The sequence below is a fragment of the Pantoea sp. X-Soil-TKNS-1211 genome (genome assembly GCF_059730495.1).
Window position 1 is genome coordinate 15,238 of sequence record NZ_AP035955.1, and the last position, 26,477, is coordinate 41,714.

The 26,477-nt window shown below is 50.3% G+C and carries 17 protein-coding genes and 1 pseudogene; 6 read left to right on the forward strand and 12 right to left on the reverse strand.

Annotated elements, in window-relative coordinates; translation table 11 throughout:
* Nucleotides 1-315: 315 nt before the first annotated feature.
* Nucleotides 316-2,478 carry a glycoside hydrolase gene (locus AC6I8W_RS23510; protein WP_497838939.1) on the forward strand — a complete coding sequence of 721 codons (2,163 nt, stop codon included), beginning with the start codon at nucleotides 316-318 and terminating at the stop codon, nucleotides 2,476-2,478.
* A 612-nt stretch (nucleotides 2,479-3,090) separates the two neighbouring features.
* Nucleotides 3,091-5,298, forward strand: a complete 2,208-nt coding sequence (locus AC6I8W_RS23515) for a M60 family metallopeptidase (protein ID WP_497838940.1) — start codon at nucleotides 3,091-3,093, stop codon at nucleotides 5,296-5,298.
* A 44-nt stretch (nucleotides 5,299-5,342) separates the two neighbouring features.
* Here the strand turns inward: AC6I8W_RS23515 and AC6I8W_RS23520 are convergent, their stop codons facing one another.
* On the reverse strand, nucleotides 5,343-6,851 hold the full coding sequence (locus AC6I8W_RS23520; RefSeq protein ID WP_497838941.1) for a hypothetical protein: 1,509 nt from the start codon (nucleotides 6,849-6,851) through the stop codon (nucleotides 5,343-5,345).
* A gap of 297 nt (nucleotides 6,852-7,148) precedes the next feature.
* Between AC6I8W_RS23520 and copM the strand changes: the two genes are divergently transcribed.
* Complete coding sequence (gene copM / locus AC6I8W_RS23525) at nucleotides 7,149-7,493, forward strand: CopM family metallochaperone (protein ID WP_497838942.1); 345 nt, start codon at nucleotides 7,149-7,151, stop codon at nucleotides 7,491-7,493.
* 94 nt (nucleotides 7,494-7,587) lie between these two features.
* On the opposite strand, the gene AC6I8W_RS23530 is transcribed toward copM, so the two are convergent.
* The gene (locus AC6I8W_RS23530; protein ID WP_497838943.1) at nucleotides 7,588-11,733 is read right to left on the reverse strand and encodes a hypothetical protein; all 4,146 of its coding nucleotides are present in this window, start codon (nucleotides 11,731-11,733) and stop codon (nucleotides 7,588-7,590) included.
* Nucleotides 11,734-11,929: 196 nt separating this feature from the next.
* Here AC6I8W_RS23530 and AC6I8W_RS23535 point away from each other — a divergent pair, with 196 nt between their 5' ends.
* The 3 genes from AC6I8W_RS23535 to AC6I8W_RS23545 all read left to right on the forward strand — a co-directional run bounded on the left by AC6I8W_RS23535 (nucleotide 11,930) and on the right by AC6I8W_RS23545 (nucleotide 15,438).
* Nucleotides 11,930-13,117 (forward strand): hypothetical protein, encoded by a 1,188-nt coding sequence (locus AC6I8W_RS23535; RefSeq protein WP_497838944.1) that lies wholly within the window; start codon nucleotides 11,930-11,932, stop codon nucleotides 13,115-13,117.
* A gap of 130 nt (nucleotides 13,118-13,247) precedes the next feature.
* Nucleotides 13,248-13,880, forward strand: coding sequence for a hypothetical protein (locus AC6I8W_RS23540; protein ID WP_497838945.1), 633 nt, complete (start codon nucleotides 13,248-13,250; stop codon nucleotides 13,878-13,880).
* Nucleotides 13,881-13,956: 76 nt separating this feature from the next.
* Nucleotides 13,957-15,438, forward strand: a complete 1,482-nt coding sequence (locus AC6I8W_RS23545; RefSeq protein WP_497838946.1) for a PhoPQ-activated pathogenicity-related family protein — start codon at nucleotides 13,957-13,959, stop codon at nucleotides 15,436-15,438.
* A gap of 98 nt (nucleotides 15,439-15,536) precedes the next feature.
* Here AC6I8W_RS23545 and AC6I8W_RS23550 read toward each other — a convergent pair.
* The 10 genes and pseudogenes from AC6I8W_RS23550 to AC6I8W_RS23595 all read right to left on the reverse strand — a co-directional run.
* Nucleotides 15,537-15,629 (reverse strand): annotated as a pseudogene (locus tag AC6I8W_RS23550) (type II toxin-antitoxin system RelE/ParE family toxin); the annotation flags it as partial.
* A complete protein-coding gene (locus tag AC6I8W_RS23555) occupies nucleotides 15,629-15,892 on the reverse strand; it encodes a CopG family ribbon-helix-helix protein (RefSeq protein WP_497838947.1) in 264 nt (87 codons plus the stop codon). The gene AC6I8W_RS23555 and the pseudogene AC6I8W_RS23550, both read right to left, overlap by 1 nt.
* Before the next feature lie 69 nt (nucleotides 15,893-15,961).
* Nucleotides 15,962-19,291: an ATP-binding protein gene (locus AC6I8W_RS23560; RefSeq protein WP_497838948.1), complete on the reverse strand. Its 3,330-nt coding sequence runs from the start codon at nucleotides 19,289-19,291 to the stop codon at nucleotides 15,962-15,964.
* The gene (locus tag AC6I8W_RS23565; RefSeq protein ID WP_497838949.1) at nucleotides 19,248-19,844 is read right to left on the reverse strand and encodes a response regulator; all 597 of its coding nucleotides are present in this window, start codon (nucleotides 19,842-19,844) and stop codon (nucleotides 19,248-19,250) included. Before AC6I8W_RS23565 ends, AC6I8W_RS23560 begins: the two co-directional genes overlap by 44 nt.
* Nucleotides 19,845-20,033: 189 nt before the next feature.
* On the reverse strand, nucleotides 20,034-20,846 hold the full coding sequence (locus AC6I8W_RS23570) for a hypothetical protein (protein WP_497838950.1): 813 nt from the start codon (nucleotides 20,844-20,846) through the stop codon (nucleotides 20,034-20,036).
* A gap of 51 nt (nucleotides 20,847-20,897) precedes the next feature.
* Nucleotides 20,898-22,190: a hypothetical protein gene (locus tag AC6I8W_RS23575; RefSeq protein WP_497838951.1), complete on the reverse strand. Its 1,293-nt coding sequence runs from the start codon at nucleotides 22,188-22,190 to the stop codon at nucleotides 20,898-20,900.
* A gap of 285 nt (nucleotides 22,191-22,475) precedes the next feature.
* Nucleotides 22,476-23,168 carry a LuxR C-terminal-related transcriptional regulator gene (locus AC6I8W_RS23580; protein ID WP_497838952.1) on the reverse strand — a complete coding sequence of 231 codons (693 nt, stop codon included), beginning with the start codon at nucleotides 23,166-23,168 and terminating at the stop codon, nucleotides 22,476-22,478.
* Between the two features lie 181 nt (nucleotides 23,169-23,349).
* Nucleotides 23,350-24,855, reverse strand: coding sequence for a phosphoethanolamine transferase (locus AC6I8W_RS23585; protein WP_497838953.1), 1,506 nt, complete (start codon nucleotides 24,853-24,855; stop codon nucleotides 23,350-23,352).
* A gap of 164 nt (nucleotides 24,856-25,019) precedes the next feature.
* The gene (locus tag AC6I8W_RS23590; protein WP_497838954.1) at nucleotides 25,020-25,691 is read right to left on the reverse strand and encodes a LuxR C-terminal-related transcriptional regulator; all 672 of its coding nucleotides are present in this window, start codon (nucleotides 25,689-25,691) and stop codon (nucleotides 25,020-25,022) included.
* 5 nt (nucleotides 25,692-25,696) lie between these two features.
* Nucleotides 25,697-26,389, reverse strand: a complete 693-nt coding sequence (locus AC6I8W_RS23595; RefSeq protein ID WP_497838952.1) for a LuxR C-terminal-related transcriptional regulator — start codon at nucleotides 26,387-26,389, stop codon at nucleotides 25,697-25,699.
* Nucleotides 26,390-26,477 lie beyond the last annotated feature (88 nt).

Here is a 26,477-nt window from a genome sequence, read left to right on the forward strand (position 1 = left end):
ATAATAGTTCAGCGAAGGGATGCTGCTCAAAAAAGATGTGGGCCCTGAATTTATTGCGTGGGTTAACGTCCGGGAAAGTAAAGATGAGGGTGTTGACGCTTCCGACATTGGTAATAGGGGTTCTGACTGGCTTTTGTTGTGCACAAACATGTTAACGACTCCTGTAGCAAAACGATTACAGACCCGACCCGCAACATCCTGAATGATAATGTAAACTCAGAATTAATAATCTGATTATTGCCATGAAAATCAGGATTGCTGTCTGATTTTTCCCCTACACTCAGCGCTCAATATCGCTTTCGTGAGTGCCTGTGCATGAATAAGTTTTTACTCGCTACGCTGCTGTTAATTAGCACCTTCTCCGTTGCTGCCATACGCTTACAGCAAGGTGAGGATAGCTTTATTATCGATCCCGCCACCCTGCAAATTCAGGTTGGCGGGACGTTGGTCAACGCACCACAGGTTGAGCAGCAAGTTGCGGCATTGCAAACCACGCCCAGCAAAGCCAGCTGGTACTGGCCGGCGCGGCGACTGCAAATCAGCGCTGAGGCACAGGGTGCCGATTTGCGGCTGACATTCCGCAGCGAGCAACCTCAAGCGCTGAACTGGTTTAGTTTGCCAGCACAAGCCAGGGTGCTGCTGTTGCCGTTGGGCGAGGGCAGCCGCATTCCGCTTGATAACCCGCAATGGCAGGCTTATCTGACGCAGGAACAGGATTCGATTGATACCAATTACGACCTGAAACTGCCGCTGTGGAGCCAGCAACAGGATAAAGTCTACAGTTGGCTGCTGCTCACCCCCTTCCACAATCGCATCACTTTTAACCAGCATGCCAGCCAGATGCGGGTGCACAGCCAGCATGAGTTTAATCGGTTCAATCAGCAGCAGCCGTTTGAGGTGTTGCTGCATGTCGGGGATTCACCGTTATCCGGTGCGCTGCGCTATCGCAGCTGGCTGAAACAAAGCGGCCAATTCAGCTCCTTGCGTGAGAAGATAGCGGTAGAACCGGAAGGCCGCAAACTGATTGGCGCGACGTTTCTTTACCTGTGGGGAAGTCAGCTGCTGGCAGCAGAAGATGTCAAAGATTGGGCAGGATTGGTGTCCTTCCTGAAATCGCCTGCCGGTGCGGCGTTCAAGCGTAATATGGGCGCGGAGGCACAGAAAACCCTGCAACAGGTACACCCGCAAAATTGGCAGAAACCGGGTCTGATCGCCGCGCTCAATCAGGCGCTGGTCGCCCAGGTCCCGCTGCACGCGACCCCCGACGATACGCATTATCTCCGGGCGCAACAACAACAGGCGACCAGGGTGCGGCAGTTGGCGCAACATCAACTCGGCGCTTATCTGATCAAGCCCCATTTGTGGGGGCCGGGATTATCTGAAACGGTGGTCGACAGTTTGCACCGTGCAGGTTTATCCCGTTTATGGTTGGGCACCGATACCTGGACGGCGGCGTTTCTCCACCCTGAGGCCGTCACGCGTGCCAAAGCCGCCGGTTATCTGGTCGCCAGTTACGATTCCTACGACACCGCAGTGCCGCCAGGCCGCAACGACAGCTGGATTACCGCCCAGTTGCCGGCCGAGTTACGCGAGCGTTGTGCCATTGTGCGTGCCGATGGCAGTAAAAAGCCTGGTTTTGGCGGCGAGGGATATTATATGAATCCGGGCTGTGTGCTGCCGTACTCGCAACAAAGGATGCGGGAACTCATGCAACTCGCCGGATTAAACAGCCTGTTTCTGGATGTGGATGGCACCGGCATGGTGGATGATGACTATCAACCCGCGCATCCGACCGGCGCGGCGCAGATGGCGGCGGCACGAAATACGCGGATGGCCTGGTTTACTGAGCAGATCAGATTACCTTTAGGTTCCGAAGATGGCAGTGCGGTGACCGCGCGTTACCTGATGTTTGCCCACGGTGCGGAAAGCTGGGGATTTGGCTGGCAAGATAAAGAGATGCGACATAACAAAGCCTCGCCTTATTACCTCGGTGCGTGGTGGCCGGATGCCGAACCAGCGACATTTTTCCGCGCCTCACAACTCAAGCCGCTCTATCGTACAGTGATATTTGATCCGCGTTACCGTCTGCCGTTGTATCAGGCGGTGTTTCATGATGCGGTGATCAATACCCATCACTGGACGCTGGACAACCTGAAATTTCCTGAAGTGACGCAGACGCGTGATTTGCTAAGTCAGCTGTATAACACGCCGCCGCTGTTTAATGTCAGCCGTGCCACTTTGCGCGCCCGCCTTCCAGAGATCATCAAGGCGGATGCGCAGTTTCAATTGGTACATCGGGTGCTGTGGGATAAGGCGTTGGTGGATTTCCGCTGGCTCGATCACGCAGGGTGGGTGCAGCAGACCACCTTCAGTGACGGTTCAGTGCTGATCGCCAATTTTTCGGATACGGTCTTTGAGGGGATTGCGCCGCACAGCCTCAAGGCACGGCTCGCGGGCAGGCCAATGCCCTCATTCTGACTGGATGCAGAAACAAAAAAACCGCCAATTATTTGACGGTTTGTTTGCGCTGGTCAGGTTAGCGGCCGTTCCAGCAGGACTTCGTTACTAACGTAACGCAAGCGCAACCAAGCCTTAATATATTGAGCTGCTTTACGGGCAGAGTCAAGTTTCTGATTAGGCGTGATTAGTGTACATTACTGGCGGGCCTTCCCGCCGTGTAGCAACGGGCGTCGGATTCAGGGGAGGATGTCCAACGGCCGTCAACGCAAGCGCAACCAAGTGCTTGTATTCACGGTTGCATCTCCGGCGGTGTCAGCGTGAAGCGGTCTGCGCAAGGACCGCACAATGAAACGGTACATCTGTATTGTCATCGTTGTATCTGGTGCAATGGTGTCATTAGGGAACGGCGGCTGGAATATTTCCGGTAACTCGATTTCCGTGATCATCAACGCAGCAGGCAAGTAAGCCCGGTGGCCGCTCCGTCAGGGGCGGTTCACTTCTATGGTGCAAGAGTCTTTTCTCGCCCCGGCAGAGAAAATCCTCTATCTCACCCACCTGGTATCTGATGTCTCCGTCACGTTTCTTCCTCTTAAATGATTGCGAAATTATTTGTAACATTTAGAGAAGAGTATGAAACATTTTAAATATGGATGTTTGGCCCTGGCCATCAGCAGTATTGTTGCCCCGTTGCACCTTGGTGCATCTTCCCCGGCCGTAGCCGAAAATATCGCGGTCTCGGCTTCAACCCGTCAGGCGACTAATGACGGTATTATTCCGGCGCGGCAGTTTATTCTGGATCAACCCGGCACGCCACATGGCCTGCGCATCAGCCAGCAGCGTGTCTATGACCAGACGCCGTTGCAGTCCACCGGTTATTGGGTGAAAAAAGGCGATGTGCTAAACATCACCGTCACCCTGCCAGCAAATGTCTCGGCCCCTTATCTGGAAGCGTTTATCAGCGTCCCTCATGACCGTACGTATAAATATACCCACGCGATACGTCACCGTCTGCTGGCTGGAAATAATATGGTACAAGCCGACCGGGATGGTATCTTGTATATTGCCCATTACACTGAAGCGGTTCCGGGCGATATAAAAGTGGATATTCAGGGCGGACAACCCTTTCCACGCTTCATTCTGAAGCAAAATACCCCAGATGACTGGAACCGCATGCTGGCCGATGCCGAAATGCAGGCTTCGCCTTATGTCGAATTGCTGAGTGACCGGATGATGATCACCCTGCGTCGCAGTGAGGCCGTGAAATCAATCACGGCGGCGGATGTCAGCGAGATGTTGGCTACCTGGGACAAAATTGTCACCTGGACGGAAGACCAGTACGGCATCACGGAAAGCGACCCTGCCAGCAAGCATCGCCGTATTTCCCATCGCTTCCACTTTGTCGATGGCCTTCCACCGGCAGGCGTAGTGAATAACGATAACTGCTATGGCGCGTTAAACTCCGGGGTCTGGCGCTTACAGACCTGCACTGACAGCGCGATTCGTACGGTAGTTCACGGACCTGGCATGGCGCAGAACGGCTGGGGACCGTGGCACGAACTCGGGCATCAATTTCAGATAGAGGGTCAGGAATGGGATGGCATGGGCGAGGTCAGCGTGAACCTGACGTCACTGTATGTCCAACGTGAGCTGGGTGCTCGTTCGCGGCTGGAGGTGGCAGGAGATTGGTATAAAGCGTTCACCTACTTAAAACAAGCCGAACGTAATTACCATACGCAGGACCCATTTGTAAAAGTGGCGATGCTGTGGCAGCTCGACCTGACCTTCGGCAAGGATTTCTACGCGAAGCTGGGACGGATTTATCGTGATATGACCGCGTTCCCTGACACGCATGGCGAGAAAATCCAGCGCTTTATTCTGGAGACCAGCAAGTTAGCCGGTTATAACCTGGTGCCGTTCTATGATCAGTGGGGATTACCGGCCGATGCGGCGACGCGTCAGACGCTGGACCAGCTGGCGTTGCCGCTGATGAAAGATCCGATTTGGGAAAACCGCGACGAAGACATCAAATATGACTATTCACAGACGCAGGATCAGGCGCCGCTCGCGGTAGCGGGTGCTAATTTTACCGTGAAAGCCACCTCTGATGCCTCACGCGCATATGCGCTGGATGGCAGCGCCAGCAAGAATGCCGTCAAATACCAATGGGATATAGCAAAAGGTGGCGGTGATTTCTTTCTGCAAAAAGAGAATGGCGGAGAATGGTGGTGGACCGTTAATAGCGCCAAAGCCCGCGCGCTGATCCCGAAAGATAAAAGCGGTGAAGTGACGTATCGACTGACCGTGTGGGATAAGTATGAGCGGAAGGTGTCCAGTTTGATCACCGTGACGGTTGAGGAGCAACCCGTGGTAAATCAGGATGCTGCGTTTATCACGGGTGCCGTGCTAAGTATCACTCCTAATGACAATGGCGACACCATGACCTATCACGGGGTGGTGACGTCAGGCACGGCGTCCACCAGTACGCCGTCATTTACCTGGACAGTGCCGCAGGGTAGCAGCAGCGGTAAAGCGCAGCAGAGCTTCACCCTCAGCAAGCAGGCGCAGATACAAAACCTCAGTGTGTCGGTGGTGGTGAAGGCCGGTACGCAATCACGCACCCTAAACCAGACTATCGTGGTACCGGCGAAAGAGCAGCCAGTCAGCGGTGTGGCGGCGTGGAGTGCCAGCAAAACCTATATCTTGTGCGATAGGGTGAGTTATAACGGCAAAGTGTGGGTCAGCGGCTGGTGGACGCGCGGTGATATCCCGACGAACAGCGGCAGATGGGATGTCTGGCGTCCACAGGGCGCGGATAATATGCATGCAGGATGTAAATAACTGAGGGAGGCCAGGCCGGTGATGAACCGGCCTGGCCTGCAATATCACAAAAAGAAATCCGTATGTAAAGTTTGCATGATTTGATCCGCTAATGCACGGCGATGGTTCTCATTATCATGAATATATGACAAGAGTGTATAATTATCATTATAGGGTATTTGTGGAACGCTATTTTTAAGGTCAACGCTTTTTCCTGCTATCGAAAATGTATTATCCCCACCCAGAACATAAGTTGTATGGGTGTCATTTCCCAGGTCCTTCGCATCGATAAGTTCACCATGTTGGTCATAACCATATGAGAAATTATTTTCTTTATCTTTAACAACGAAACGACAATGACTCGCTAAGGCAAGTGCAGGAAGGAAATACTCAGATTGATTGAAAATATACTTCTCTAGTCTGTCATGTATCTTATTGAATAAGATATCAATACTTGTCAAAACCTCTTCTTTACCAACCGCTTTTTCTTTGCTCATCCATTTTAATTCATTGAGTGCTTTGTGTAATTTTTGATACCCTATGCTTTCAATGAGTTTATTAATAAAATCATCCATTTTAGAGGGTAATATGAATTCACCTGCCCTCATGATGAAGGTGGCTTTACTTCGAAAGTAGTTAGTGACTTGTATTGATGGTTTAAGAAATCCATTCCAGTCAAAGCCGATCTCAGAATTTATTTCTGCTGGGCCGATGATAAAGTTAAACCAAATGGTTTCATTCGGGTTGGTCGAACGTGTACCTTTTTCCGCTATGGTATAGATTGCTTGCGCGATCCACGGCTTAATCACGGTAGTTAAAATATCGACATTGTCAGATCCATCTGCCGCTGGCACTGGAAATCCAGGCATCAGCTGATTTATCACCCCGTCATTGGTCGGGAAAAAATGGTTTTTAATATGTTTGATATACAATTCCCTCACCACGCTAAAACCAGTTGAGGGGTTGGGAAGGTTTTCAACGATATTTTTAATTTCTGTGCTGGTTGACGTGACGGTTGTTCCCCATTCGAAGCCAGCAAGCCCCTGAATACCTACCTTTAATGGGCCAAGCTGAAATTGTCCGTAGCGCTTGGTTATTTCGATATGACCCAGCGTCTCGAATACGGGGAAGCAGCTTATACCCTCATCACATTTAGCGCCGAAACCACAATGGTAAAGCCAAAGGATATATATATCAGCAATATCTTCAATTGAATAGATTCGTTTGCCAGTCTCACAATGACAAAAGTAGCACAAAAATTGATCAAAGGTACATACGGCGGTAGGTGTCATTTTTAAATTGAAGGATTTACCGTTCCACGGACAGGTGATGGTAATTTGTGGGCCAATTTGAGAGATATTGATTGTGTGATTTTTTATAAATCCTTTGATGCGTTTTAAGCCGGATGTTAACTTGTTTTTGATGTTTTCCAGTGAGGTGGAAGTTCTCGATCGAATCGTTTCATTGACGTTCCCGACGTTACTAATGGGAATGGTGACTTCTGAAAAAGTATTTGTATTTGAATGTGTTTGCGCGGCAATAGGTGTTGCATTAGGACCCGTTATACTCGACATGATGTTATTTCTTCGTTTTATGTTCCGGTTGGACTACTTTACCGGTTCGCAGGTGTAGTTGAGCAACTGATATCAGTAAAACATCAGCGCCTTCATTTTTATTATTATTCTCCTCACGCAACTTCATAATTCTATGAGCGACCGGGATGGCGTGAAGTCTAATATAAGAATCTTCTCTCGTTGAATTTCGCATGTTCATTTTTTGCGCTGGATCAAACTTTATTCCGTGTTTTCGTGAAACCATTCCAGAAAGTAATTGTCACTCACGTTATACTTAAATCTCCAGGAAGTTTTTCTATGAAAAAAATTCATCTTTGTTTAACAGCATTATTATTTACCGCCCCGGCGTGGGTGTTGGCGCATACACATGATATGAGCGCGGAAACGTCGACCTCAGCGGCTTCGCAAGAATATATGCAAGGCATGCAGGGGATGCATGAAGGGATGATGCAGGGATTGAAAGAAGCGGATGCCGACCGTGCGTTTGCCAAAGGTATGATAGAGCATCATAAAGGCGCGATTGCCATGGCCGAAACCGAACTGAAATACGGTAAAGACCCGGTGATGCGCGAACTGGCAGAAGATGTGATCAAAGCACAAACCGCTGAAATCGATCATATGGAAGCGTGGCTGTCAAAATAGTCATACGACGCGTAGCGGCGCGATTTATCGCGCAATTCCGCGCCCGGTGCCGGAAAAAACTGCGGGATAAATCCCGCCGCTACGGATGGTGTTATCATTCCGGCGGCGTCTGCCGCGATCCTTCCAGCTTACTTATCGCTTCCTCAACCAGACCATTATCGGCCATTGACGCCAGAAAATAGATCACCCAACTATGGGAATCGGTATTACGGCTGCCGGTGGTTTGCCCATTTACCTGACCGCGCCGGTTTTCGGCCAGAAACTGCGCGTCCTGCCCGCGAAAGGCGACTGGCACGATATAATCCGGTTCATTGAGATCGGTGAGCGCACTAAAGTCTCGTACACCCTTACGCCCGGGAACGCCACTGGCTACCGCATAGTTTAATGTTTTCTTCACCCCTTGATTAAACAGGTCGATGAACCTCATCGCTGCGCAATCAATCACATGGCCAGCACAGTTATTCAGGTCAGCCAGCAGCGTGTGGGTGGCGACGTTGAAAATCGTCTCGCTAAAGCGTTCAACCTCTGACGCACCATTTTCAATCGCGATATAATTCTGGCGGAAGCGCTGATAATTAACCATGTCTACCGCCATTATCGCTTGTTCGTCATCATCCAGATCAATCTGTGTTCGCACATTCAACCGGTTCAGATCGCGCTTCATTTGCCGCAGTTGCCTGATAAATTCCTGAATAAAGACATGATCATTTTTGGCAAAAAACAACTGCATCAGGCGCTTAACCAGCGGCCTGAACTGCTTAGCTGATAACGTTTTGATCGCGCCTCTTAGCAATTCGCGCGCGTGCCTGCGCCCGGTTGCCAGGATGTTTGGCACGCTTTCTCGATTGACGATGTGGTTGTTGTATCGGGCATAGTGCAATTTAAGCCACGGATTGGCGAACGGCACGCGCAGCTGGCCAGCGGGTAATTCCGCCTGCAATTTTCCCTCCTCCAGCGCGGCGAGTATTTTTGACGTTTGCTTTTTCGCCTGCATGTCCGCGATGGACTGTTGCAGTGCGCGGCCCCGGCTGAGCAGATTGTCAACCCATGGTATCAAGTCGTAGCGCCTGGTTGCGAAGCCAGTAAAGTCAAATCCGGTGCCCGTGACGACGTCGAGTGCCAGGCGTGATTGCGGTTCCTCCGTCAGTTTTGCCAGCGAATAAGCCATCCCCCACTGCGGGTCGTTGTTGACCAGTTCGGTGATGGCGGTCAGTGTCCGGGCAACGGAACTGAGAGATTTCATGGCGAAGTGTTCCAGCACAGTCGTCATGCCGGTGAAGGTGTCGTTCGGGAAGCTTCGGGCAAAGGTTGCCCATATATCTGCTGGGGTACGAAACAGCGCCTCGATATCGGCGAAGTTATGGGTAAATATTGCATCGGTTAGCTGGTGATGCAACGGCTCGCGGGTGGGAAGAACAAAATCATACAGTCCCAATCTGCCTTGTGCGTCAGCGCCGGTCGCCAGGATAATATTGAGTTGGGCCTTATTGTTGACGTGCTGCATAGAGTATTGCAACGGCAGCGCCCGATAGATCTGGTTTGCCTCATTTTTGGTCAAATGCGTCTGTTGATTTTCATGCAGCGTGATGACCCCATCATATTCAGTGCTAAATAACAGCCAGTGGCCTGCACCGCGTAGCGCAAAAAAAGTCGCCAGCGGTTGCCCGTCGAATTTCACTAAATGAAGTAAAGGACGTGAATCCGCAAGCTGAAGCAGATCCGTCAGTTGCTGTTGTTCAATGTGGTCGCTGCCGCTTTTCGGCTGGCGTTGGTTGAGGACCGCCAAATGACGGGCAAGGCGATAGTGGATCAACCGGCGTTGCATTTCGGCAATGGCGTTATAGCAAGTTTCGCTTGCCCTGCAACGCTGGGTATTGCCTGACATCTTCACATAAATCTGACCGGTAATAGCGAAACCGGGGGCTGGGAAGGGATTATCCAGGGAAAATGCAGTCTTTAAGGCCGGTGGAACAGTGACTTCAACGCGGTGATTATTCATGTCGTACTGCGTTTGCAATTCGCCATAAGCCAGCCGTGCCAGTGATATCCGCTGGGTGTTAACCAGGGTTTCCGTGCCATCGGCACCGGAGCGGTAAAAAATCCGCGCCATCACCCGGCTGGCAGCGGTGAGCCGTCTGGATGACGGAATCAGTAATCCGTTGCGTTGTTCAGATGCATCGTAATGATCGTTAAGCTGGTCATCAACCCATACGGCGGCCATCGCCGCCATATCAAGGTCTGCCAGCGCATCCGACTGCGTCAGGCTGCGCAGTTCATCAACCACCTCGCGCAGGTGAAATGGCGGGAAACCCTGCTCAACGGCGGGTTTATTCAGGGCAATTTCCAGCAGCAGATTTTTGCGCATCACCACGCTGGTCGTTCGCCGGTAACGTTCCAGCAGATCCGTAGCGGCAACCGGTATTTCAGCCGGCCATTTAATCATCTCAATGATATCCGGGAGGGTAGTGATGACTTTTACCAATGTCATGGTCCGTTCATCATCGGCATCAATAAACCGCACCTTCGCGACCAACTTTTCGCTGAACTTAAAGGTCGCCGTCAATGCTAAGACAAAGTCTGCGGCATGTACCTCCCAGCGCGTGGGCCAGAGATCTTTGCGTTTCAGGCGCTGGAAGTCTGCATTTTGCAAACGAACCGCTAACCGATCCGCGTGGGTATAATTATGTCCGCGATATTTTTCAAACTCGGCGATCGCCGCCGGGTGGTGGCGATACCACGCCAACGGGTAGACAACGGCAAATTCTTGATCGCGAAAATCCGTCAGTGCGTTAGTCAGTAGCTGCTGTTGTTCACCCTGACTGCCATCCTCGTACTTAAACATCACCCAGACCTTGAGTCCTTCGACGCGCGGCAGCAGATTGAATTTGCGTTGCATGCGCGGAATAAAGTTTTCCACCAGGGGAATACCGGTGTTCATAGCAGGAGTAGGGCGTGGCGAGACAAAAATCTGCCCTTGATGTTGGGCATAAAGCTGTTGAATCTCTTCACCTTGTACTCCGGGTGGAAAATTAACATCCAGCAGGGTCACGAATTTTTGCCAGAGGTCAGTAGCAGCGTTGGCAACGTTGCCGACATGCGTGTCAGGGCTGTGTCGCTGCGCCAGTGCGTTGTGTGTGGCGGGTGTTGCAACAATCTGGCCGATTCCATCGCCGAGGGTATTGGATGGCGTCAGATGCAGCAGTTGCGATCTTGCAACGGTAGAGATATCACGCACGCGAAGCGCCGCGTGACCGACCTCCACCTGAATGACAGAATGCACATTGCCGCTGCTGTCCGTGGCGGTAAAAGCATTAACTTGTGTGCCATAGGGCAAGCCGGTATGCGTCTGGTTGGTGAGACACTGGGGGACTTCAGAGTGGTGAAGCGGTCGGACGAAGGAATAACAATGATTGCGCGGTAAGTCGCTGCCGGGCAGACATTGCGCCTCGGTGTTGAGGGTCTGGGCGGTGTATCCGGCCAGAAAGGATACCGGTGGACGACAGTGCCAGTTGTCGTACCGGGTCTGATTCCAGATCGCCAGTGACTGGATAGGCGGTGATGCTGGCGTCACATACTCCATGGTCAGTATGGAGTAGATCAGGGTCAGGGGGTCGCTGGTTAACAGTTGTTGCAGCAGCGGTGGCAGCGGCAGGTAGCTTTTGCACAAACTGAGCACCATCGGCAGGTTGATAAAGGTCTGTACCTCGGGAAAGCACAATAAATAACGGTGTAGCAGATACTGCTCAATACGGCGTGCCAACACCTCGGCGGGGATGCCTGATTTTTTTATGTATGGCCTCAGGGCAAGCGATAATTTCTGGCAGACTTGACGATTGATCGGCAGCGGTTCGGCAACGAAGCCGCTAAGCAGCGTGCGAAATAATTCCCCCAGCGCCTGCGGCGTGGTTTGGCTGGTCCGGTCACAGTCAACGACATATAACAATCCCAACAACTCTTTGTGTGTTTCATCCCCCCACAGTTTGTCCGCGTCAGCGACGTTAAGAACATCGTCAAAGCACGGCGGGTGGTGTAGCAAGCTGGCAAACTTCCCCCATTGCTGATTGATGAAGGCAAAACCGCGAGTGACTCCCGGCACCGTGGCGCTTATGGCGTTACTCAGCAGTGGGAGCGGCAGATTTCTTATCGCCATCACCATCTCTACCAACTGGTGGATGTTTTCTCGCAGGCTGAAGGACAGCGGCAGATTCTGTGGCGGATTAACGGGGTCCAGATTAACCATTCCCTGGTTCCTTGTAAGTAATGAGGAAGGGAAGAATAGCAGCTGGTGGATAAACCTGTATTTTCTGCCATTCAGGGTGACAAAATTGTGATATTGGACTTAACTCAGAGGATGCATTGCACTAAAGCGCTAACATAGTTTATTCAGACGGCGTGAATGACCGTGAGAATGATGGAATAAATAATCTACGGAGGGAATGATGCGAATAGCAAGTAGTTATAGTCTCGGCACTAACCATATATCGACACTGATAGATAAGCACATCAAATCATTTGCGGATGACAAACAAATCATTGATTTTGTTAATTTGATTGCCAATCGCCAAAAAACTTTTCAGCTGTATTCCAATACAGCTCCTTTTAGGCTGAGTAACAAAGCTAAGCTTCAGGTTTTAGAAATCGTGGCAGGTCGGTGTATGATCAACAAAGAAAGAAATAAGTTTGGCCCAACGTTTTTGCTGAAAAATATAGCGTCTCTTGAGAATAAAATTAAAAAAACCAGCAAGAAATGGTTTCCGACACAATCTCAGTTGAACAATATGAATGGCAGTGATGATATTCAGACACTCATTCGTAATAATCCTCGGGGAAATACCTTCGCGATGGCATTAAATGGTGATAAAGAATGCATGCGTAAGCACTTTAAGTTTGGTAGTGAAGGAAAGGAGAACTTCGCCGGGCTGACGAGAAAATTCAAACAGGCACTGAAAGAATGTAAGGATAACCTTAGGGACGATACTGAAACGCTTAAGTATATGTCCAGCCAGGGGTTTGATATTAATTATATCACCCTGGAGGTTCGTGTTAATCTCAGAGCTTATCGCTATCAAGATATTGATGTTTCTGTCAACCCATATTGTAAACAACTGGATGCCGTTATACGTAAAAAAATCTCGGATAACAGGTGGCTAAATAATACAAGTAAGGACATGCTTGAAAAACTGAGAAAAGATTTTTGCGATTATAATGTCACCTTTATAAGTGGTTGCATGGAGAATGCAAATCCCACTTTAAAAAAATGTTCAAATCATGAGCCTGCTTGCGGTTTTCGCTTTGATTACAAATATTCTTTCGGTATGTTCAGACATAGTGCTTTAACCATGACGTACAATGAAGTAGATGCGATGACACAATTGAATTCCAGTGGGAAAAACAAAGCGCACAATTTCATCCAAAAAAGAGAGTCATTAACTAAACAAATAGAATATTATGAAGGTCAAGTTGAATCCATTGATATTTATAATTTTTCTGGTCGAGTTGGTTTGCTGGGGCAAAATATCCGATCTCATTTGACTGTTCTGAAAAAACAGCATGAGTCTTTGCTGAACCAATTTATGCAATTTCTGGAGGGCATACCACCGATGGGGAATGAAATAGACGTCTAGCGAAATTATCATGCCAGTATCGATGACGTCGATAGAGAGTCTGATAACACGAAATATCAGTATGTAAAATGATAAGTCTACACCCGTTGTTCAAGCATCTGCTTGCTAAATGATCCCAAAGGAGAATAATGTGACGGATATTCCTCTTAACAGCAGCTATAATGTGACATCACCCCCTGTTATTGGAGAAACCGAAGATTCAAATCATCCATTAATTAGCCAGCATGTCTATATGGTTGAAAACAAACAGGTACTACCCAAATCGTTATTCCCTCAGAGCGGTATAGGATCTGAACAATACTTAAATCATACGCTACACCTTATTTCGCATAGCTTGTTGGAAATAGTAAATCGCCTTATCAACGACAATTTTACTGCGTCGGAAAATCTTGATGATTTCACCCTCACATATCATGCAATTAAAAGCTGCGATACGTTTAGTGCTGAATTTCGCGAAAAGTTATTAATCGGCCTTATCGGTCGTATTGATAGGCTACCGGATGACAACCAATATAAGGCCTTCTGTTTGTTTCAGTATGACGAAAGATGCAATCTTGGTGTTTTCGAAAAATTAGTTGAAAAATTAGAAGATATCAAAATTGGCATTGACGTTTGTGCGTCTCATGCCCAAAATGAAATTCGTGCAATGATAACAAATCAAGAGGACGACGTTAGAGTCGAAAAAATCATTAATTCATGTAGTAAACATTTCAAACCTTCAGCGCTATTGGATGATTTGACCCGAATGATATTGAAGAGTTGAAATAAATTAACTCGCAAGTGTTATTGTTCAACCACAATTTAAATCTGCAAAAAACTTTTAATTTAAGGATGAAAAAATGAAAGTCAAAAGCACGATTTTTCTGATGATCATAATCATGTTTAGTGGCGGTCTGGCAGCAGCCGACGCGGATAATCGTCACTGCCTTGATAGCCGTAGCTGTGATTACTCCGCCGTCCTGGCGGATTATCAGCAGCAGCTACAACAATCCCCGCTGGAATACGTCAAAACCGGCCACGAATCGTTGTCGCAACTTGACATCACCCGCTACCGCATGACCTCCCAATCCTGGTCGCCGGATAATCTGGTTAGCCCTGCCAAATGGCAACATGATGTGGATATTTTCACCCCGGAAAAACCACTATCGCGACGGGCGCTGGTGGTGGTAAACAACGGCACCAACCATGGCGATGCGACCCAGCCGTTAAGCAGGCCGACGGATTTTAGCGAGCAGATATTAGCCAACATTGCACGCGCCACGCAGACGATCGTGATCTCAGTCAGTAACGTGCCAAATCAATATCTCAGCTATCAGAATACTGATAAATCTCTGAAAGAAGACGACAGCGTCGCGCGCAGTTGGGCGCTGTTTATGCAGGATCCTGAGCAGCGAAAATTAATGCCACTGCATATCCCGATGGCCGCCTCGGTTTCTCAGGCTATGCGGCTGGCCAAACATGAGCTGGCAGCAGCAGGCATCGATAAATTTATCGTCACCGGCGCATCCAAACGCGGGTGGATCAGCTGGCTGACGGCTATCGCCGACCCCGATGTGGAAGCGATTATCCCGTTTGCCTTTGATTTACTGGATACGCGTAACGGGCTGAAGCATATGTACCGCAGCTACGGTGGTAACTGGCCGATTGCGTTTTATCCCTATTATCAGCAGGGAATAGATAAATTAATCGACACGCCATCGTTCGATAAGCTGGTTCAGATCGAGGATCCGCTGCGCTATCTCAAATCCGCTTATCATGCCCGCCTGCACATCCCTAAATACATTATTAATGCCAGCGGGGATGATTTCTATGCGCCCGATAACGCGCGTTTTTACTTTGATGAACTGCCCGGCAGCAAGGTGTTACGGGTCGCCCCGAATACCGACCACTACGGCATCAAGAATTTTACCGAACAATCGATTATCGCCTTCGTCAATCGCCTGCAACGGCAGCAAAAGCCGCCACAAATCGCCAGCCTTCTGCGTGATAATACGCTTTCGGTATTTTTCTCTGAAAAGCCCGTGAAGATTGTGCGCTGGACCGCCACCAATCTGACCGCCCGTGATTTCCGCTACGCCTGTGGCATTCGCTACTTATCATCAGTACCCACAGTGAAAGAGGATAAAAGGATCGATATCAGGCTACACACACCCAGCACCGGCTGGGAAGCCAGCTATATTGAAGCGACCTTCAGCGACGGTTTTGTCGCCACCAGTCGGGTGTATATCACCCCGGATGACCAATATCCGCAGGTGGCACCACCGGCAGGGGGAGCGGCGTGTCAGACATTGCCGGGAAGAGGTTTGGCGGAGGCACAATAGACTTTAACCGAACAATCATGCACAGGGCGCGATTTATCGCGCCCCTACGATAAAGGCATTGCCGGGTGCTATGCTCAGGGCCATTTCTGTGCAGCGTGAAGTCCAATGGCTGCCCGAAGGTTTTTTTCTGCAATATATTCCCGAATCTTTTGCCTGTCCTGACTGGCTAACTTCGTCCAGAATAATTCCATTAGCTACCTGCCAGCTTGTTTCTCGCTTGTGCGCGCCAGGCGGCGGCTTCCACGGAGTCATTATCAAGCACATCTCCACGGTCTGCCTGATCAATCCCGGCTTGCACTTGGGTGCGGAACCATGCCTCATGCTGGCGCTGGACAATCTCGCGCATAAAGTCTCGGATAAGCTGGGAGCCGTTACGGTCCATCGCTTTCGCGGCCGCAAGAAAATCAGCTTTAAGTTCGGCGTCGATTCGCAAATTTAAAGTAACCTGAGTCATAAATACCTCGTAACTACGTTGTAGTTACACAGTAGCACAATAACAGATAATGAAAAATAGGGGCTAAGATCAGTCGGGGTTTGATTTTAGCGCCGCATCCAGCTGCGAGAGACTTTGCTGCATCACTTCTGAAAAATTCCTCACTAAAATATGAATATCTGTCTGCGCCACCCGTTCACTGTCGAGCGCTTCCGGCAGCGATTCCAGCACCAGACAGGCGCGCAGCGCCGCAGGCATCCCCAACAAGCTCCAGGACGCTTTTAGCCGATGGGCGATGCGGCTCAGCTCCTCCGGGGCAGGGGACGTCCCGGTCAACAAGGCCAGGTCAGCACGGATGGCGTCATGCATCTGCTGCCGCATCTGTTCAATCACCTCCGGCTGATGATTGGCCAGCGCATGTAACGCCTCAAGATCGGGGGCTTGCCGCATTTCCGGGTTATGTTGCGCCAGCGACTGTTGTAAACGCGTGGCAGTCAGGGGTTTGCGGAGCAGGTCATCCATGCCAGCATGACGCGCCCGTTCCTCTTCACGCGGCAAGGCATTCGCGGTACAGCCCAGTATCACTGTTGGGGCGGCACCCTGTCCCAGCAGGTCACGGATCAGCAGGGTTTGTACCAGTTCATAACCATCCATCTGTGGCATCTGGCAGTCGGTAATCAGGATATCGACAGGTTGTCGGGCGAGAAAATCCAGCGCTTCTTCTGCGCTGCCGCAGCAGCTGGCCTGCATGCCCAGTTTCTCCAGTTGCAGACGCAGCACCGTCAGATTTGGGGGGAAATCATCCACCACCAGCACATGCTGACGCGACAACGGGGCAGCAATGACGGGGGTGTCGACAGGCTGCTGTTGCGTCCTTTCCAGTGGCAAACGAACGACAACCTCGGTGCCTTCCCCTTCCTGACTGGTCAGGTGCAGTGTGCCCGCCATCAATCTCACCAGTTGATGACAAATCGCCAGCCCGAGGCCGCTGCTTTGCGGTGTGGCGTGATCGACCTGAAACCACGCCTGCCCCAGATGGTCCTGTGCTTCCGCCGTCATCCCGATACCGCTATCGCGCACGGTGAGAATCAGCTCACCCGCCACGGCGTGCGCGATAAAACTCACGTTACCTTCTCGGGTGTATTTGATGGCGTTGCTGAGCAGGTTAGCGACGATCTGGCTCAGACGGGTTTTATCAAACAGATAATGATGGTCTTGCGGCAACGCCAGTTCACTGTGCCACGTCAGCCCTTTTGCCTGGGCACTGCGGGCAAAAATTTCGCTACTGACGCTTAGCGCCTGATGCAAGTTATGCGGCGCGAGATCCAGCTGTAATTCCCCCGCTTCGATGCGCGAGAGATCAAGAATATCGCCAATCAAGTCGCGCAGCGTGACGGCGGACTGCCAGGCAATTTCCAGGTTGTGATTGTTATCGCGCTCCAGTTCCAGCAGCCCAAGCACCGCGTTGAGCGGGGTGCGGATATCGTGACTCATCCGGGCCAGAAACGCGGATTTTTCATCACTGGCGTGCTTCGCCTGTGACAGCGCATGATTCAATGCCTGAGTCAGGGCGGCTTTCTCGCTGATATTCACCCAGCCGCCCACCATACCTTGTGGTCGACCACGGTTGTCGCTGAAGCTGCACAGCCACCAGAACAGGGTGGTGATGCCATCCTCCAGCGTGGTTTCGCCGGTGATGGGGAGCGGCGAATTCAGCAAGGTGAGGCGCTGCGGCAGCGCCAGTTGCTGAGCGATCGCCCCCAGCGGCAAGTCGGCCAGTGTGACGCCTTCCTCTAATGTCGAGGGTAAAAAGGGGGTAGCGCGGAAGGCAGCATTAAAGCGCGTCAGATTCCCGGCGGGATCGCAGACAAACAGCGGAACGGGGGCGTTGTTCATCAGGGTTTGCCACAATGTCAGGGCATTATGCAACGCCACGGTATCGCGTTCCCGCTGTCGACGCTGCGTCTGCGCCAGACTAAACGCCACCAGCGCCAGCAGCACCGCGCACAGCGCGACGATACCCAGTGCAATCAGCCACAGATTATTGCCGGTCAGACGGGTATTCTGCAACGCGGCCAGGCTTCTGGCGCGGCTGTTGTCGACTTCGGTCTGGCTCACGGACGCCAGCACCTGGCGTACCCGCTGGGTGTCTGCGTTATCGGCGGCGCTGATGTTAAACCACAACGGCGTTTCGGGCAGATCCAACGGGGTCAGCCGCAGCTGTGATTCATTTTGTTGCTTTAACACGTAGCTGAGACTGAAGATCTCTCCCGCCAGGCCTTCCGCCCCGCCGGCATGCAACAGGGTCAACCCTTGCTCCAGCGTATCCACAATCACCAGGTTATCGGCAGGAAGACGGTTTTGCAGTTGGATCAGCAAGGGTGAATAGCGCAGCACCGCAATGCGTTTATCTTTTAACGCCGCGAGTGAACCAGATAACTGACTCGTCGGCGTGCTGACAATCCCCCAGTTAAGCGCGTCAAACGGCACCGCCAGTGGGTCTGGCGGAGTCTCTGCGGCAATGATTTGCAGATTAATCGGGGCTTCAGAACTACCCTGAACGGGCGTTTGCAAAGCAAAGGTCAGGCTGAAACGGCTGTCAGGAAACATCGCCGTCAGCAGGTTAAACCAGACGCCGCGTACCTCACCCATCTCATTGATTTGCACCCACGGAGGCGGTGCATCGGGCACCACCACCTGCACCGCGATGGGTGGGGCCAGTTCCGCGTTGGGTGGATAACGCGCGCTGAAGACACTGCCGGTGGGAAGCAGCCATTTTTTCTCCAGTTGATCGGCATCTGCCTGATTGAGTGTGGCAATACGCTGGTTTACCTCGGCCATCAGGTTATGCCGTGACGGCAGCGCCCAGGCGTAAAAATGCAGTGGCGGCAGCTTGCTGTCGCTGGTCAGCACCAGGTCGGTATTGGGAGCATGCGACAGGTAGCGATTAAGCAGGAAAGCAGGGGCGATCAGCCGTTGGGCCTCACCCCGCACCAGGCGGCGAATATTCTCATGCAGGCTGGCATCACCGGGCTGGCTATCGGGCAGCGTGGGGATCACCGGGAAGCGTAGCGTGCTCCCTGTACCAGTACGAGTGGCTGCCAGCACATTGAGCGGAAAGACCAGCAACGGATCGCTCGCTGCCAATGACGGAGAGGGTGGGTCGGCGGCGATCAGTAGATCGATCTGCCTGAGATTCAGCGCATTCAGCGCGTCTTCGCGGCTATTCAGGCGGATCAGTTGTGGCGCGGCAAATAAGATGTTGGCTTCATCGGCCAGAATGGCGTCAAAAGGTGCGGCCTCAGGCAGGAGGCCAATACGCAGCGGTGCGGCCTGAGCGCTCGACGCGCACAATAGCAACAGCAGGAAAACGAGGTTAGCTGCCCAGCCCCAGGCTTTGTGCGCACTGAAAAAGTTCATAATCGTTGGTGGCCCCGAGCTTGCGCATGGCACTGTTTTTTTGCGTGCTGATAGTTTGTTTGGTGCGGTTGAGTTGCTCGCCAATTTGGTTGACCGTCATCCCGCGCAGCAGCAGGCGCAACACTTCAATTTCCCGCTGGGTCAGGTGGGCTTCCGGTTTGCTGATGTCGCTCTGCTGCTGGCGCGGGCGGCGCAGGGTTTTGATCAGTTCCGTCGACAGGCTATTTTTACTCAGCACCGCATGCACGCCATGACGGCGCAGGGAGGCCAGCAGCTCCGGGTTGCTGATCATGGTGATCACCACCACCATGCTGTGCGGATAGCGACGCGTCAGGTTTTGCACCATCGCCAGGCCATCGGGGGTTTTCTCGCCAGGCATACTGAGATCGGTGATGATAATGTCCACGGGTTGCTGCGCCAGCTGTGCCATCAGTTGATCAGCGTTGGTGGCTTCATGGACGATCTCATACAGGTCGTGACGGGTGTGCAGCAACGTCCGTAGCCCCAGCAGGTAAACCGGGTGATCATCCGCAATCAGGACTGTTTTTTTCATAGGCACGCACTCTCGAGGGGGGCACCTTATGTATAGCAGAGAAGTCGACAGCATTAAATTGCGGTTGAGCACAAAGCGTATCAGGAGATGTTACCGCTGCGTGCAGCCTGGCAACACGGCCAGGCTGGCATAATTTGGCAGCTGCCGCTACCGAGGATCTCAGCGATTATTTTACAATGATTATATCCTTCACAATTTGGCGTTGACCTCATGCAAGACTTTAAGATATTCATCGAGACTTTTCGTGTTATCGTTAATGTCGAGTATAGAATTCAACTTCGGATAATTAGTTAATTCTGGCATTTTTTCGAAAAGTTCACTCAACATGTAAGGTATGGCCATTTTTTTATTTACTAATGGTACAGGCTGGTATCGTTCCAATTCTATCTCAAGCAACCCTTTAAGTGATAAATGTGGGTTTTTACCCTCGGTTGTGCATCTGAATGAGCTAAGGCTGAGTGTAAAAATGTTTAATGAAGTGATGTTGTTATATTTTCCGGCTAACGTTTGCAAGTAAGTTATGATGCTGATTGCCATGTCCAGACGTTGCTGGAATGTCTTTGGTATGTTGGGGCGTAAGGGAACGCCAGGTTCTGTCCGGATGCGCAAAGTTATATGCAAATTATTTCCACAACGCTGGTACTCGATTGCCGCTGAAATATCATAGTTGTTTTTGTTTATGAAATCAGCAATGGTCAGATTTAATTCCTTAAGTTGCGCTTCAGATATGGGATATGCAACGGTAATCGGATGTGTTATTTCCCCATGGTTAAGTGAAGAATATACGCTCTGCTGATCAATGTGTTGAGCACATTTTAAATCCTCAGCATAGCTTCCTGATGCAATGCCGATAATAAGGCTTTTCCCCTCAAGTGAACTTAATTGAGTTGCTGCGTTAGTTACAGTACTTACCGGAAAACTATTGTTTCCGCTTTCTGCCGTAGTGCGGCCAGTGAAGTTTATCGCCGTATTGCTGGTGCCAGATAGAGTGGTGAAGTCCATAATGTATTCCTGTAAAATAAAGTGATGCTCCATATAAGGCTGATTAACGTGTTACGACATAGCAGACTGTATTTTTATGAGTTCACGGTGGAAGTAACGTATCTTTTTATTAAGGCCTAATGTGAAATCGCGCCTAGCGATAAATTTCTGTGATTTTGTAATTTCTTTCCATTCAGGCGTATGTTCCAGTAATTCATCGATAATCGCATACAATGCCTGGTTTCGTTTCGTTGTTAATTCGCATTGCTGAACTGACGTAAGATGAAGGTCAGGAGCCTTGGTAGCGACTAACAACGCCAGCATGCCGGCTAAAGTCAAATGTATTCTGTCACTGTTCTTTTCATAGCAGAATGATGACAGGGTTAAATTTTCTATTCCTAACAGGATGCCAGCGTCTGAGCCAGGACAGAATTGCCTTTGCAGTTGTTCAAGATGTGTCAAAATCTGGATAGCGGTATTCAGGCAGATTGTAAAGGGGGGTAATGGTTTGATGTCGAGAGGCCTGGCTGACTCGGACCGGATGGAAAAATGAATAAGACTCTTTTCTTCACGTTGTTGTTTGGACGTCTCCGTGAAATGAAAACATGCGGAAATATCTTTATCATGTTTTTTGAAATAATCTATCACAGCTAAGATTAAAGTGTTTTTTAATTCTGCATTCAGTTTATAAGAACAGTGTATGCAATCGACTGAGGCCTTGAGTTCAGTGATCAGAGAAAAAGTTTTCTCTGCTTTTTTAAGGCTTTCTTCGCTGAGAAGAACAAGGGGTAGAGGAGCCTTGCGAAAAAGAAGGCATCTCATAAAACCGCGATTTTTAATCAACTTTGAAACTTCATCCAGAAAACGATTCAGCTTCTGTATCCTGGAGGACTGTTTCGCACCATCTTTGTTTTCGGAAATTCGCTTGATCAGGTAACTAACGACTGAAGATAATTCGTCAATTTTTTTTGCATAAAGCTGACCTCTCTTACCATTAATTATTGGCGCAAATAGCGCGTTAGGGTCAAAGTCCTTTTCTGCCGCATAGATCAGCACAGGTGCCCATGCATTAACGGGGAATCTGGTTGTGTAAAATATTACTTTAGCCAGCGCAATGATGTCTTCTTTTTCCGGGTAAACCGTATTTGTGGTGGTAAAGGATCCCAGTAATAATCCAACCTCTTTCCCGTTGTCGTCTTTTTTTATCTCATAATTGAGAGTTATGACCGGGGCATTAGACGATGGGGTCGTTTCTGTAACGTTTACACAGGAATGTGTGTGCTGAGTCAATTGGCTGGATGTGGTTGGTGTAGGTCCAGATATTACGTTAACGTGACTACCGGTGAGCCGGATTGAATTTGGCATAATCTCTTCCTGCCGGGATGGAGAGTTGAGCAAGAAGAATAGAAGGCTTGATTTGAAATGAAAACGAACCCGCTGTGAGATTTTTATGAAGAAATAGCTGTAACCTCGAAGCAGCGTGATTTATCGCACGGGTTGTTGACCCTGGCGTGTCAGTCTGGGCACCATCAAACAGGATGTCTTTGCGAATTGCTGTTGAACCGTTTTATCGAGAAGGTTATGTCGGTGGTTAACCGGTAAAACAGCGCGATTGCTCGCGCCATAGTTTTAAATGCAAGAGACTGGCGCTTAAATCGCAATATCAAACATCTGGGTTTTTGCCATCAGGCAGTAAAGCTGGCAGTCGCTTTTCACCCCCAGTTTCTCCATCGCGCGCAATTTATGAGCGCTGACGGTTTTGTTGCTGAGGTTCATCTGTACCGAGATATCGGTCAGCGACAGACCTTTACACAGCATACGCAGCACATCAATTTCACGCGGCGACAGTTCCTGGCCGGTAAGCGAGTAGTTATCACGACGGAACATTGAATCCATCAGTTCACGCTCGATATACACTTCACCGTTCAGTACCGAGCTGAGGGTACGCAGCAGGGTTTTCTCGCAGGTATCACGGCTGATGTAGCCTTTGGCTCCGGCTTCCAGCGCGAGGCGGATGAGCAGGGTGTTTTTAAACGGCGACATCACCACGATTTTCATCGCCGGATATTTGCGGCTGATCCACTTGATCAGGGAGACGCCGTCCATGCCGCTGATGGGGTTCTGGGTCTGGGTGGTGGAGAGCGAGAAGCCAAGAAACAGGATATCCACCTTGTTATGCGCCAGCAGGCTCATCAGCTCCTGCGGGGAAGCGGTGTCGCCCAGCACGGTGAAATCGGGTTTATCAAAACTGTCGTTGGCGGCAGGTGGCATATTGGTGATCATCGACATCACGCCACGACGAATAATGGTATGTTCATCAGCAATAACGATACGGGCTTTCATGTTGCATCTCCGGGAAGTGTAAGGGTGATGCGGAAGCGCTCACCTGATACGAAGAAAGATAACCGCTTAATAAAGAGGTTTCTTTAGTACGGGTAAGAAAACCAAGGCCGGGATGCCGCGAGGCTCGACGGAGAAAGCGATTTTCTTGAGGGGCGAAGTCGCGCCCTCTGTTGCTGATGGCTTATTGAACAATGTCATTCTCATTCAATGCCTGGTACGGAATCATCTTTTGCCCGTTAAACACCGTTCGATGCTGATCAGCGAGTTGTTCAGGAGAGCGTGCCGGTATGAGATCGCTGCTGATGCCAGTAAGCCATGAAAACAGCGCAATAAATTGTCTGGCGCTGATCGGGGTGTCGTCGGTCTGATGCTGGAGGTCATCGCTGGTAAGAATAAAGAACGGGACATGATAGTTTTGCCGGGCGTCGCTGCCATGTCGTACCGGCCGGTCGCTATTGTCGACGGTCATTCCGTGATCAGAAAAATAGATCAGCGCAAATGACTCACCGCGTTGTGCCAGAATCTGCTGTGCCTGCTGCAAAAAAGCATCAAGTTTCTGAATCGTCGCGAGATAGCAATTAACACTCTCATGTCGGGAAACGCGGAAATGTACCGGGAAGCCATTTAGCCGTGAGCAGGTCTCAGGATGGGAACCGATCATATGCAGAAACACGGCGTTAGGGGTGTCATTGTGGTCTGTCACAATAGCGCGCAACTGCGTCAGCAGCGCCATATCGTCAGAATTTTTGCTGTTGTAATCACTCTTCTTAATGAAGCTTTGATGATTGGCTTTGGTAGCGATGAGGGTGGCGGGCGTATCAGTGTCACTGAGAAAACCCTGATTAGAGAGCCAGAATGTATTGAAACCGGCCTTATTTGCCAACGCCACGACACTGTTGTTTTCCTGGGTGTGCGCGCCATCGCTCAATGTGAGGGTGCGGGGTAATGACAGCCAGGTGTTTGGCGCGCTGGAGATGTAATCAGTAAAGAAAGTTCCGGGTGCGGTATTTAGCCACGGCGTGGTGTTATGTTTGTAACCGTAAACGGAGAGATAATCCAGGCTGACACTTTCACCAATCACCACCACGACATTTTTATATTTAATCTTACCGCTAATGGTGTGGAAATTGTCAGGCGTCATTTTGGCTTGCGCGAGTTTATCAAGCTCTGCGCTGACCTGTTGTACGTGAGTGAAGGCGGTGACGATGAATCGCGTGGGCCAGGAATTGATATTGATTAATACAAAAACAATCAAATAAATCGCTCTGTGTCGGGTATCGAAATCTCTTCCGTGCTTGAAAAATAAACTGACTGATAAAATGGCGATAAATAACAGGATCCATGCGTTAACGCTGACGCCTTTCAGGAACTCCAGAGATTCCATCTGGTTGGTATGTAAGGCGGAAATGACGTAACCATAGTCGAGTTTACCAAAACTATAACCGGCGGGTATATAGCAGGAGGCGACCAATAAAGCCAGGCAAGCAAGATAGAAGGTGAACAGGTTCCTTCTGGCTGTCAGCAGTATGGCAAAGGTTAAGATAATATTAGCCGTTCCGGTATACCCGGTGCTGAGAGGAATAACGACAGAGGCAGTGGCGGCCGGAATAATCCATTTTAATTGTGGTTTTATTTTGTGTTTTGACTGTGGATTCTGAACAGCAATATCAACTGTGCTCCCTGACATGATCATTTTGCCTGGTGTGATTAAATTAAATTGTCTTATTAAAGGGGCAAGACTACGCGAGAACATTTAAGGTTTAAATGTTCAGATTGGGAACTATTCATGATAATAAAATGAGCAGGAGCGTGATCAAGGGTCGGTTTTTATACCGACCTGAATAAACCTGATTAAATAACCTCATCAAAAATCTGTGCAACCGTCATCAGGCAATACAACTGGCAATCGCTTTGTACGCCCAGCTTTTCCATGGCATGGATTTTGTGCGCGCTAACGGTTTTATTACTCAGCCCCATTCGGCTGGAAATCTCAGGCTGCTCCAGACCTTCATACAGGCTGCGTAAGACATCGACTTCACGTGGCGATAAAGGCTGACCAGCCAGTGAACCGGTTTTATGCAGTAATATCGCGTTCATTAAGCCGCGCTGCACAAACACTTTATTGCTCAGCAGCGAACGCAGCGTACTTTGCACGGTTTTCTCGCAGCAGTCGCGGCCGATATACCCCATGGCACCCGCTTCCAGCGCCATCCGCACCAACAGGGCGTTTTTATAGGGTGAGATCACCACCACTTTCATTGCGGGATAATGCTCCCGCAGCCATTCGAGCAGCGTGCCGCTGCCGTTACCCACTTTTGCCAGCGAAAAGCCAAGGAACAGAATGTCCACCGTCCGTTCGGCCAGCAGCGTCAGTAGCTGTGACAGTGAGTCGGCATTACCTTCCAGGGAAAAAACCGGTCGGGAAAAAAAGTCTCCGCCCAGTGGGGGCAGTTGATGGATCATCGCCATCAGCCCGCGACGGACCAGAATGTGCTCATCAGCAACAACAATACGTGCTTGCATAGGTATCAAATCGCAATATCAAACATCTGGGTTTTTGCCATCAGGCAGTAAAGCTGGCAGTCGCTTTTCACCCCCAGTTTCTCCATCGCGCGCAATTTATGGGCGCTGACGGTTTTGTTGCTGAGGTTCATCTGTACCGAGATATCGGTCAGCGACAGACCTTTACACAGCATACGCAGCACATCAATTTCACGCGGCGAGAGTTCCTGACCGGTGAGCGAGTAGTTATCGCGACGGAACATTGAATCCATCAGCTCACGCTCGATATACACTTCACCGTTCAGTACCGAGCTGAGGGTACGCAGCAAGGTTTTCTCGCAGGTATCACGGCTGATGTAGCCTTTGGCTCCGGCTTCCAGCGCGAGGCGGATGAGCAGGGTGTTTTTAAACGGCGACATCACCACGATTTTCATCGCCGGATATTTGCGGCTGATCCACTTGATGAGGGAGACGCCGTCCATGCCGCTGATGGGGTTCTGGGTCTGGGTGGTGGAGAGCGAAAAGCCAAGAAACAGGATATCCACCTTGTTATGCGCCAGCAGGCTCATCAGCTCCTGCGGGGAGGCGGTGTCGCCCAGCACGGTGAAATCGGGTTTATCAAAACTGTCGTTGGCGGCAGGTGGCATATTGGTGATCATCGACATCACGCCACGACGAATAATGGTATGTTCATCAGCAATAACGATACGGGCTTTCATGTTGCATCTCCGGGAAGTGTAAGGGTGATGCGGAAGCGCTCACCTGATGCGGAGAAAGATAACCGCTTGATAAAGAGGATTCTTTAGT